Below are 454 nucleotides of genomic sequence, written 5' to 3' on the forward strand. Positions count from 1 at the left end.
GCTCAGCATCCGCGCTTCGCTGCGCACGCGCTGGCGCTCGTCGACAAACGCCGCCTGGATCGAAATCGCCGTCCCCGGCAGTCCGTCGGCGCGGCAGGCCGAACAGACGATACGGCCCGACAGAGCGGACAGCGGCGTATTCCCCGTCACCCCGAACCGCTTCAGCTGATCGGGTCGCCACCACCTGTTGCGGCCACAATCGGCGCACTCGACCGAGATCGAGGCGACATGCGCGATCGTTGGTTCCTTGCCCGGCAATGCCATCGCCCCTGCCTCGTCTTTGTTCCTGATTTGTTCGCATATTCCTGTGTTTTACGCCGGGAGTCGAGTCGCAGTTTTCAAACTTTCCCAGAAGTTTTTCTTCTAGCATAATTTGAGTTATGCTTTCATAAATGTATGAAAATGTGAGTCGGGTACGAACCTGCCCACTGCATCAGACCCGGGAGCGATAATG

At 58.4% G+C, this 454-nt stretch carries 1 protein-coding gene; it reads right to left on the reverse strand.

Annotation, left to right across the window (positions count from 1 at the left end; all coding sequences use genetic code 11):
• Positions 1-264: hypothetical protein (locus tag EN969_RS34885; RefSeq protein WP_127419978.1), on the reverse strand; the 264-nt coding region annotated here is incomplete at its 3' end.
• Positions 265-454 lie beyond the last annotated feature (190 nt).

This window comes from Mesorhizobium sp. M7A.F.Ca.CA.003.01.2.1 (genome assembly GCF_003998945.1).
GTDB classification, from domain to species: domain Bacteria; phylum Pseudomonadota; class Alphaproteobacteria; order Rhizobiales; family Rhizobiaceae; genus Mesorhizobium; species Mesorhizobium ciceri.